At 67.2% G+C, this 2,013-nt stretch carries 1 protein-coding gene, 1 tRNA gene and 1 pseudogene; 1 reads left to right on the top strand and 2 read right to left on the bottom strand.

Annotated features, from left to right (window positions below; all coding sequences use genetic code 11):
- A pseudogene (locus tag ACFQEU_RS15105) lies at window positions 1-592 on the bottom strand (peptidase M20); the annotation flags it as partial.
- A 96-nt stretch (window positions 593-688) separates the two neighbouring features.
- On the opposite strand from ACFQEU_RS15105, the gene ACFQEU_RS15100 reads away from it, so the two are divergent.
- A tRNA-Lys gene (locus ACFQEU_RS15100) sits at window positions 689-762 on the top strand.
- 185 nt (window positions 763-947) lie between these two features.
- On the opposite strand, the gene ACFQEU_RS15095 is transcribed toward ACFQEU_RS15100, so the two are convergent.
- On the bottom strand, window positions 948-1,604 hold the full coding sequence (locus ACFQEU_RS15095) for a lactate utilization protein (RefSeq protein WP_379783488.1): 657 nt from the start codon (window positions 1,602-1,604) through the stop codon (window positions 948-950).
- Between the last annotated feature and the right edge of the window lie 409 nt (window positions 1,605-2,013).

Raw genomic sequence — 2,013 nt, 5'->3', positions numbered from 1 at the left:
GTTCCTCGCCGGCGACCGCCTCGACGACGATCCGAAGCCCCGGCTCGGGCGGATCGAACGTCCCGTTGGCGGCCGCCTCCCGGACGTCGAGTGCGGCACCGACACACGCGGCGACCCCCGATTTCATGTCCGCCGCACCGCGAGCGGTGAGCGTCTCGCCGTCGTCCTCATCCGCTCCACTTGGGTCGTCTCCGCCCCGTTCTCTGTCCAGCGCTCCCCCCTCGTCCGACCGCCACACCGGATCGAAGGGGTCGCTCGACCAGCTCGCCGCCTCGGCAGGGACGACATCGAGATGACCGTTCAACACGACCGTGAGCGGGTCGTCGCGGGCCGGGTCGTCACCCTTACCGTCCACGGCACCGATCTCTAGGACGCCCGCGACGCTTCTCCGCCCCGTGACGTCGATATCGTCCGGGTCGTCCGGAAACGACGGGTGGGTCGCGAGCAGCTCCGGGTCCGCGTCCCACGCGTACGTCTCGAACCCCAGTTCGGCGAGTCGCGTCTCGACCCACTCGGCGGCGACTCGTTCCTCGCCGGCGGTGGAGCGGAACCGACAGAGGCGCTCGGCGAACGCCCGCATCTCGAAGGACATACCGGCGGCGACGGCGGGGGCGAGGGTAACGTTTCGGGTCCACCGTCCCTGCGGTTTCTAAACGTTTATCCGTAGTCTCGCCATACGAACTGATGCGGGCCGGTAGCTCAGTTAGGGAGAGCGTCCGGCTTTTAACCGGACGGTCGGGGGTTCGAATCCCTCCCGGCCCGTATTTTTGTCGCGAGCAGTATCGCGAGCGACAGAACTCGATAGAGGAAGGATTCGAACCCGGAGAGTCGCAGCGTTCGAGCAAAGCGAGAACGATCGTCTCTACTCGGTTCGAATCCCTCCCGGCCCGTGTACTGATCCGTCGAGCGACAGCAAAGAACCGGGTCGAACCGACCTGAAACCGCGCTCAGTACCCGAGCTGCTCGCGCACGAGCACGACCGTCGTCCGCCCCTCCTCCGGCTCCCGCCGATAGACGAGCTGTTTGGCGATCGCGGACTCGACGCCGTACGCCTCCTTCGCCCGCTCGTTCTCCAGCGGGTACGCGACCGACTCCAGCCGGTCGAACGCGTCGTCCAGCGTCGGGACGACCTTGTTCGTGCCCGTCACGATGACGACGTTGCCGGCGGCGAACGGGTACGCGCCGATCCGGCTTCCGGAGAGGTCCGCGGCGACGAGCTCGCCGGTGGTCGCGACGGCGTTGACGCTCCCGAGGAAGTAGTCGGCGGTCTGTGACTCGCGGCGCGCTGCCTGGCGCTCCGCGTCGTCGTCGATGCTCCAGATCTGGTCGGGGAGGCTCTCCCAACCGTGGTTGCCCTCGCTGAGGAGCTCGTCGAACCCGATCTCCTCTAACGTCGTCGAGTGACCGTTCATCACGGAGACGCCGGCCGGGATCCGGGACTCGATCTCGTCGAGTGCCTCGGCGCCGTTGTCGACGACGACGACCTCGAAGCCGCGTTCTTCGAGGTTCGCTACCGTCTCCGCGACGGTGTCGTCGTCGGGGAGCTCGTCCAGTTCGGCCTCGATCTCGGCGTCGTCCGCGTAATCCGCTTTCTGCTGTGACATAGTGAAGTCGTATTCGAAGTCGGTCCGCGACGCGCCCACATGAACCGCGCATATCGATCGGCGCGCCGACGGCCGTCTCGCTATCGGATCGAACGTCGAGGAGCCACTTAACCGCTCGCGGACACCCGTGTCGGGTGGTTACATCGCTGTTATCGTCGTGTCGGCGGAGCGACCGCTTCCGCTTGAACGCCGAGCCGACGGCTCAACGGTCGGTCATCGATAAAAATCGCGTGTCGTCGAGGCCCGGAACGGGCGTGCGACGGTCGGTCGGCGGATCCGTTCGAATCGGCTTCGGTCGGCGTGGGTGGGGTGTCTCTCCTACGCGGAGTTTACATCGCACCGCCCATACCGCCCATGCCGCCCATGCCGCCACCCATGCCGCCGGGCGCGCCGCCGGGGCCGCCCTCGT

Source organism: Halorubrum tibetense (assembly GCF_042661865.1).
Lineage (GTDB): Archaea > Halobacteriota > Halobacteria > Halobacteriales > Haloferacaceae > Halorubrum > Halorubrum tibetense.
Note: the sequence above shows the minus strand (reverse complement) of the source record. Positions and strands in the feature narration are given on the sequence as shown.

Excerpts from the sequence above, each read along its gene's own strand:
- ACFQEU_RS15095 (WP_379783488.1), bottom strand. The coding sequence starts at position 1,604 with ATGTCACAGCAGAAAGCGGATTACGCGGACGACGCCGAGATCGAGGCC.